At 58.9% G+C, this 6,870-nt stretch carries 8 protein-coding genes; 5 read left to right on the forward strand and 3 right to left on the reverse strand.

The genetic code is table 11. The features are described 5' to 3' along the window. Nucleotides 1–237 precede the first annotated feature (237 nt). Both HUJ17_RS13720 and HUJ17_RS13725 read right to left on the reverse strand, forming a co-directional pair. Nucleotides 238–1,470, reverse strand: a complete 1,233-nt coding sequence (locus HUJ17_RS13720) for a TolC family protein (RefSeq protein WP_290511218.1) — start codon at nucleotides 1,468–1,470, stop codon at nucleotides 238–240. Nucleotides 1,471–1,537: 67 nt separating this feature from the next. After that, nucleotides 1,538–1,903: a hypothetical protein gene (locus HUJ17_RS13725; protein ID WP_290511219.1), complete on the reverse strand. Its 366-nt coding sequence runs from the start codon at nucleotides 1,901–1,903 to the stop codon at nucleotides 1,538–1,540. 65 nt (nucleotides 1,904–1,968) lie between these two features. Between HUJ17_RS13725 and HUJ17_RS13730 the strand changes: the two genes are divergently transcribed. From HUJ17_RS13730 to HUJ17_RS13745, 4 genes are all read left to right on the forward strand, one after another. Further along, entirely contained in the window at nucleotides 1,969–2,391 is a 423-nt protein-coding gene (locus HUJ17_RS13730; RefSeq protein ID WP_290511220.1) for a PaaI family thioesterase, read from the forward strand. 271 nt (nucleotides 2,392–2,662) lie between these two features. After that, nucleotides 2,663–3,130 (forward strand): response regulator, encoded by a 468-nt coding sequence (locus HUJ17_RS13735; RefSeq protein WP_290511221.1) that lies wholly within the window; start codon nucleotides 2,663–2,665, stop codon nucleotides 3,128–3,130. 45 nt (nucleotides 3,131–3,175) lie between these two features. Then, nucleotides 3,176–4,621 carry an ATP-binding protein gene (locus HUJ17_RS13740; protein WP_290511222.1) on the forward strand — a complete coding sequence of 482 codons (1,446 nt, stop codon included), beginning with the start codon at nucleotides 3,176–3,178 and terminating at the stop codon, nucleotides 4,619–4,621. Further along, complete coding sequence (locus HUJ17_RS13745; protein ID WP_290511223.1) at nucleotides 4,611–5,294, forward strand: hypothetical protein; 684 nt, start codon at nucleotides 4,611–4,613, stop codon at nucleotides 5,292–5,294. The genes HUJ17_RS13740 and HUJ17_RS13745 overlap by 11 nt, the downstream gene beginning before the upstream one ends. Nucleotides 5,295–5,321: 27 nt before the next feature. Here HUJ17_RS13745 and HUJ17_RS13750 read toward each other — a convergent pair whose 3' ends face one another. Then, nucleotides 5,322–6,383 (reverse strand): transporter substrate-binding domain-containing protein, encoded by a 1,062-nt coding sequence (locus HUJ17_RS13750; protein ID WP_290511224.1) that lies wholly within the window; start codon nucleotides 6,381–6,383, stop codon nucleotides 5,322–5,324. A gap of 29 nt (nucleotides 6,384–6,412) precedes the next feature. On the opposite strand from HUJ17_RS13750, the gene HUJ17_RS13755 reads away from it, so the two are divergent. Further along, nucleotides 6,413–6,870: hypothetical protein (locus HUJ17_RS13755; RefSeq protein ID WP_290511225.1), on the forward strand; the 458-nt coding region annotated here is incomplete at its 3' end.

The following is a 6,870-nucleotide window of genomic DNA, read 5'->3' on the forward strand; positions in this document are numbered from 1 at the left end:
CGGGGCTGGCCAGGGTTGCCAGCAGGGCAAGGGCCAGTGGGGATTGCTTGAAACGTATTTTGGTTTTCATAAAAAATTTCCAATTTTTTTGTAGGAGCACCTCTCGAGGTGCGAAGCCATTGCACAGGTTCCGTGCCTAAACCGTTCGCACCTCAAGAGGTGTTATTCGCTCAGCTCACCCTTCGGGCCAGCCTGCGGCTGTTACCTTCGCTACGCTCGGTTCCTACAGAGACCTTGTTAGTTAGCGAGGCTATTCAACCAGTCATTGAGCTGGGCACTTTCCTCGAGCCATCGGATCCAGGCCTGTTGCATGGCTTCGCGCAGGGCGATACCGGACAGGCGGGTATCCAGGCGCTGGTTGAGAGCCTGCAGGTAGCTCTGGGTGGTGAGCTCGCCCTGTTGCCAGACCCGTTCCAGCAGCGCATCGCTGCGGGCCAGGGTGTCGCCGGTCAGTTGCTGCCAGGTTTGCCAGCGCTCACGGCGCTGCTGGTAATCGCGCAGGGCGCCGTCGAGCTGGGCGGTGATATCGGCGCGGGTTTTCTCCAGCAAGGCGCGGCGGGACTCGCTGTCGGCCAGGGCAGCCTGATAGCGATCGTTACCGGTATTGAAGATTTTCAGCGGCAGGCTGATATCCACGCCCCACAGGTTGTCGTCGCCTTCCTGGCCGACACTGAACCCCAGCGTGGGATCGGCCCGGCGCTGACGGCTCGCCAGGGTGGCGCCCTGCTCCGCCAGCGCCAGCTGCTGCTGGGCAAGACGCAGATCAAAGCTGGCCGGCAGCCGTTGCGAGGTATCGGTACTGACTGCCACCGCTTGCCAATGGCGAGCCGCGGGGAGGGGCCGGCCCGGCTGGGCACTGGCTAACACCTGCTGCAATCGGGTCGCCGCCGCCGTGGCATCGCTTTCCGCTTCCGCCAGTGTCTGCTGGGCCTGGGCCAGGGACAGCCAGGCCAGTTGCGCATCCACCTGCCCCAGATCTCCGGCCTGTTCACGGCGCCGGATCAACTCACTGAGTGCGGACAGCTGCTGCTCCTGGGCGCGAGTGGCGGCCAGCCGGGCACGGGCGGCATCGAAGGCCACCAGCGCATTGAGGCTGTCCGCCAGCAAGCTGGCGCGGGCCTTGTCGGCGCGAAGTTGTGCCAGGGTGTCGCGCACCGCCACCGCATCGCGGCGGGCGCGCGCCTTGCCGGACCAGTCCAGGGTCTGGCTGAGCCCCAGGGTTCGGGTGGTTTCCGCGCTGTCTTCATAGCCGATGTTCAGCGCAGGGTTGTAGAGCGGCTGCGCCGCATCACGGTTTTCCGCCAGCCAGCGTTCCTGTTCGGCATTGATGGCACGGCTGGCGGGCAGGCTGTTGATCTGTTGTTGCAGCCAGCCGGCCCACTGGCCGGCGGGGGTGTCTGCCTGCAGCCGGGTGGCGCATAGCAGCAATAGCAGTGCGCAACCGCGCACTACGGGGGATAGACTTTCCACGGGAAAGCTCCTGATCGATTATCCGGAATCTGTCGCGCTCAGGCGCAACTCGGGCTCGGAAAGACGATCAGGCGATGGGAGGGCGAAACGGATTATCCGCCGGCGCGTCCGGCAAGGGAGGACGCAGCGCTAATACCCGGGCCGGCGGCGCGGGCAGTCGCACAGGCGCGCAATCGGCACTGGCCATGAAACCATGGCACTGGCAGCAATGATCACCACTGGCATCCAGCACGTCCAGCTGGACGGGCGCATCATCGAGCTGTTCCACGGCCACGTCGGCATCGTGCTCATGATGCATGGCATCAAGCACCAGCACGTGTGTGCAGATGATCAGCAGCAATGTCCAGACCAGTGCTTTCATGGTGCCTGCCAAGGGTTGAAGGGGTTCCACTTTGCGAATAGTGAAGACCCCGGTCAAGGGATTTAGTTTCATCCGGTCATTCACAGCCGTCGCAGCAGGAGGCACAGTAACGGCCCCGTTTTCTGACGAGAGATACCATGAGCCGCCTGGAAGAAGTCCGTGATTCCGTTCTTGCCCACCCCCTGCACAGCGCCTGCGAGCTGGAGCTGCTGAGTGCCGGCGAAGGCCGCAGCGAGGTGCGTTTCGCGGTGAACGATTTCACCGCCAACCCCATGGGCGCCCTGCATGGCGGCATTGTCTATGCACTGATGGACGTGGCCTGTTTTTTTGCGGTGGTGCCTTCGCTGTCCGCCGATCAGCAACCGGTTACCGTGGAAACTCACAGCAGTGTCCTGCGCGCTGCCATGAAAGGCGAAAGCGTGGTCATCCGCGCCCGCCTGGACCGACTGGGCCGCACCCTGGCGGCCATGCGGGCGGAAGCCCTGGCGGTGAATGCCAACGGCGAAGAGCGACTGATTGCCACCGGTTCGGTGACCAAGGCGATTACCACTGTCCGCTAGCAAACCTCGGAAAGAACGCTTTTCTATCGTGGGAAGCGATGCGAGCATCGCTTCCCGCAAGGAATAAGAGTTAGCCGGTTTACTGGGCGTTTTTCCTGCCTGTAAGCGCCAGATCTGCACATCCCTGACAAACGGCAGAACAGACAGCATGACTGGGACAAAGCACGACCTGCCATCAATTGTCAGCACTGATACCCGCGAGTATCGTCAAAGATGACGGCCCGGCGCAGCCTCCCCCCATGACATGACTCAGCACTGCGCCCGGAAGGCCATGGACGAGGATCGTGATATGTACCAGGTCATGCTTGTTGATGATGAGGATTACATCCTCAAGGCCCTGAAGCGCACCATCAACATGTACACCGACTGGGAGGTGGAAACCTACCAGGACCCCCGGGAAGCCCTGCGCCGGGCGCGCACCACCGTTTTCGATGCGGTCATTACCGATTACATGATGCCGGAGATCAACGGCCTGGAACTGTTGCAGGAACTGCGCGATATCCAGCCGGATACCATCCGCATTCTTCTCACCGGAGTGATTGATATCGAAACTGTCATGTCCGCCATCAACAAGGCCGGTGCATTCCGCTTCATACCCAAACCCTGGGATGACGATCAACTGCTCGACAATATCCGCGAAGGGCTCAAGTTCCGCGATATTTTGCTGGAAAACCGCATCCTCGCGGAAACCGTTCGCGAACAACGCAAGACACTGCGCAGTCTTGGCTATGAGGACTGACCTCGGCTAGCCAAATACAGGAAGACATGTTCCATGGAAAGTATCATGAACAACACCGAAATCGGTTTCGGTATGGAAGCGCAAGGATTGTTTCTGGTTTCTTCCACTGTGATTCTTCTTATCATCATCTTCTTTCTTTACAAAACCTACCGCACCTCCATCAATGTGGAAGCCAAACTGTCGGAGTTTGCCTCCCTGACGGACAACCGGTTCGGGCGCAAGATGCATCTGATCGAGGTCAATGCGGATGAGTACAAACTCAACAAGGCCCTGCTCGGCCCCCTGGCCCGCATCATTGATGAGTATTGCGTGCTGACCACGGACAGCCAGGGCACCATTACCTTTGCCAACGGCAAGTTCCTGTCGCTGAGCGGCCACGCTTTTTCCCAGCTGATCGGAAAGAACGAAAGCATCAACCATCCGGATAGCCATGACAGCGGCCTGCCTATCATGCAATGCAAGCATGCGGCGTCCGGGGTCTGGAATGGGGAGGTGTGCAATCAGCGGGCGGATGGCAGCCTTTACTGGATGAACATGTTCCTGTTTCCGCTTTCCTATATTTCTGATGAGGATGACGGCTTTATTTACTTCGGTACGGACATTACCGACATCAAGACAGAGAACAATCAGCTGATTCAGGAGGTAAAAGAGAAAGACCAGAAATTGAGCCATGTAGAAACCATGTTGCTGCATTCTGAAAAAATGGCTTCCCTGGGCACTATCTCGGCGGGCATTGCCCATGAGATCAACAACCCGATAGCCATGCTGTCCTCCAACCTGAATCGCTCGCGGGAATACATGGATACCATGTCCGGCGTGATCAAGGGGTTACAGAAACGAATCAACGAAAAGAAATTCCAGCAATTTCTGCAGGCTGAGTCCGACCTGAAAATCGATCAGCGGAAACTCAGTTTCATGCTGGAAGATCACCCGGCTCTGATCGATGAAACCAGTGAGGGGATTGAACGCATCAAGCAGATCATCCGCGATCTGAAAAATTTCTCCCACAACCAGCCGGAATCCTTTTCTCCCACCAATATTGCATCCTGCATCGCTACATCACTGAACCTGGCCAAGCACGAGCTGAAGAATCGGATCAATGTCAGCCACGCCAACCTGGAATCCCTGCCGCTGATCCCTGGCTCGGAAAGCCAGCTTTCACAGGTGTTCATGAATCTGTTCGTCAACGCGGCCCAGGCCATCGAAGGCAAAGGCACTATCACCATTAGCGCAGACTGTGACGACCAGTGGTGCACACTGAAAGTAGCCGATGACGGCCCGGGGATTCCGAGCGAGAATCTGGAGCAGATTTTCGAGCCTTTCTACACTACCAAACCCATCGGTAAGGGGACCGGTCTGGGCCTGTCGATTTGTCATGACATCATCCGCCATCATGGCGGCACCATGACAGTGGAAAGTGCACCCGGCACTGGCACCACGTTCATCATCAAGCTGCCGCTGAAGCAGTCTGAAAAAGTCCATGCAGCCTGATTATGCGTACACCCTCACCACACCGGAAGGCGGGCAACAACGCATCGCCATCGAACTGGTGGATGACACCATCGCCATTCCCGACAGTTTCAAACCTCCCGCCTGGGCAGAACTGACTTACCATCAATGCAGCCACTGCCCGCTAGATAAAGAGACTCACCGATATTGCCCCATCGCGCTCAACCTGGCGTTTCTGCTGCCAGACTCGGCGCTGGGCGACTCGTTTCAAACGGTTTCAGTGCAAGTGGATACTCCGCAGCGGCAGTATCAACAGACAAGCACATTGCAGCGCGCGCTGAGCTCTCTCTTCGGTTTGATCTGTGGGCTCAGCGACTGCCCGCACACCCGTTTCCTGCGACCGATGGCCAGATTCCATCTTCCCCTCAGCAACGCCACAGAAACCCTGGTGCGCACTGCCAGCCTGTATCTGCTGCAGCAGCACATGAATAAACGCCAGAATAGCCAAGTGTCGCTGGCCGATCTCAACGCACGCTATGCGGCACTGAATGAATTGAACCGCTGCTTTACCCGGCGTTTGCGCGGCAATCGTCAGTCCGACGCCCCCGTCAATGCACTGATACTGCTACACGTAACCGCTCGGGAAATGCACTGGAATCTGGAAGAAGAATTGGCAAGCCTGGCGCCGCTGTTTCTTGATAACAGCGACGTCTGAAGCTTGCTGATAACCAATGAACAGAGGCTACTGATCTGCACCGAGATAGCGGTTCAACACCAGTCGCCATTCCTGGGAGGACAGAATGTCCAGCATGGCCTGGTCGATGGGCTCGCGCAGTTGACTGCCGTTAGCCACAGCGAACGCGTAGCTCTCCTCACGCACCAGCTTCGGTAACACCAATACCTGAGAGGTTTCCCGTTCGCGCAGCATGTAGCGCATTACCGGGGCGTCCGCCACCAGCGCATCCACCTCGCCGAGCACGACCGCGCGCATGGCCTTTTCCAGGTTCGGGTAAGGGCGGTAGCTGAGCCCTTCGCCCACCAGCCATTGCTCGCCACTGGTGTTTTCCACTACAGCGGTGTTAACACGGGGCAGATCACCAGCCCCGGCCACCCGGGTCTGCAACTGATTGACGGTAACGCTGGAAGCGATGGCGGCGGTGAAACCGGAAATGGTGATGATGCTGACAAACATCCACACCAACCCGATGAAACGACCCGCGGTACTCACCGGCGCTTTGTCACCATAGCCCACGGTGGTCATGGTCACTGCCGACCACCAGAAGCCACTGCCGATCCCCTGGCCAATGGAGCCGCCGAACTGTTCCGGGTTTTTCTTGCGTTCGAACATCCACACCAGCAATCCGACCAGTAACAGCACCAACCCAAGGGCCAGCACAGCGGAGAAGAACTTCCAGGAAAACAGGCCGCGCAGGGTGGTCATCCAGCCGCTGGCTTCGGTGCGGGTGGCAATGCCCAGCCCGCCCCGGTACATGGGCTGGGTGAAATCCAGCCGCCTCTCCCGGTCGGCGGTGACACTGATCGCGCCAATGGCCACATCCGCCTGACCCAGCTCCACCGCCGCAAGCATGTCGGACACGGTCTTGTAGGGGCGGAAGCGGTATTCATAGCCGGCCTGCTCGGCGATCTGTTCCCACAGCTCAACGCTGACACCATCCCAGCGATCGCCATTCTGGAAGCTGAATGGGGGCGAGGCCTTCACTGCCACAGTGAGGGGTGCGGCACTGACGGAGGCCACACAGATGCACAGGCAAGCCATCAACAAAACACGTATTCTTGTTCTCACAGAGATCCCTCCATTTCATACACGATGCCATGCCTGACCGACTGAAATACCCTATTGTTGTACTGCTGGCCGGCACGCTGTCTTTATCGCAGGGTAGCGGGGCCCATGGCTTTCTGCCAGACGAGATCCCCATGGCGGCGGGCACGGCCCTTCGAAACCCGGTGGATTTACCCATCCTGCCGGTGAGTTTTTACAATTCCTGGACGCCCGCCAGCCTGGCCATCTCCTACCAGCACAGTGTGCGGTTGAGCCTGACAAACCACAGTGATGACTGGCACCTGTTTGCCCTGGGCGATGACGCCGCCCTGCGCGATCAGGATCTGATCCACAAGCTGATGCCCGATCTGCGCAAGGATTACCCCAACACCCGCCTGAGCGAGCCGGGCACTACGGTGACCTTGCCGTGGCGATTTGACCGGGCAGGAACATTCAGCCTTCGCTGTGTAAGGGCGGCACACCAGGGGCGGAGCGAGGCGCTGACTATCGA

The organism is Alcanivorax sp. (assembly GCF_014762765.1).
Taxonomy (GTDB): Bacteria; Pseudomonadota; Gammaproteobacteria; order Pseudomonadales; family Alcanivoracaceae; genus Alcanivorax.

What these genes read in the sequence shown, in the direction of transcription:
- HUJ17_RS13725 (WP_290511219.1), bottom strand. Translation starts at nt 1,903, where the DNA reads ATGAAACTAAATCCCTTGACCGGGGTCTTCACTATTCGCAAAGTGGAA.
- HUJ17_RS13740 (WP_290511222.1), top strand. Translation starts at nt 3,176, where the DNA reads ATGAACAACACCGAAATCGGTTTCGGTATGGAAGCGCAAGGATTGTTT.
- HUJ17_RS13735 (WP_290511221.1), top strand. Translation starts at nt 2,663, where the DNA reads ATGGACGAGGATCGTGATATGTACCAGGTCATGCTTGTTGATGATGAG.
- HUJ17_RS13730 (WP_290511220.1), top strand. Translation starts at nt 1,969, where the DNA reads ATGAGCCGCCTGGAAGAAGTCCGTGATTCCGTTCTTGCCCACCCCCTG.
- HUJ17_RS13745 (WP_290511223.1), top strand. Translation starts at nt 4,611, where the DNA reads ATGCAGCCTGATTATGCGTACACCCTCACCACACCGGAAGGCGGGCAA.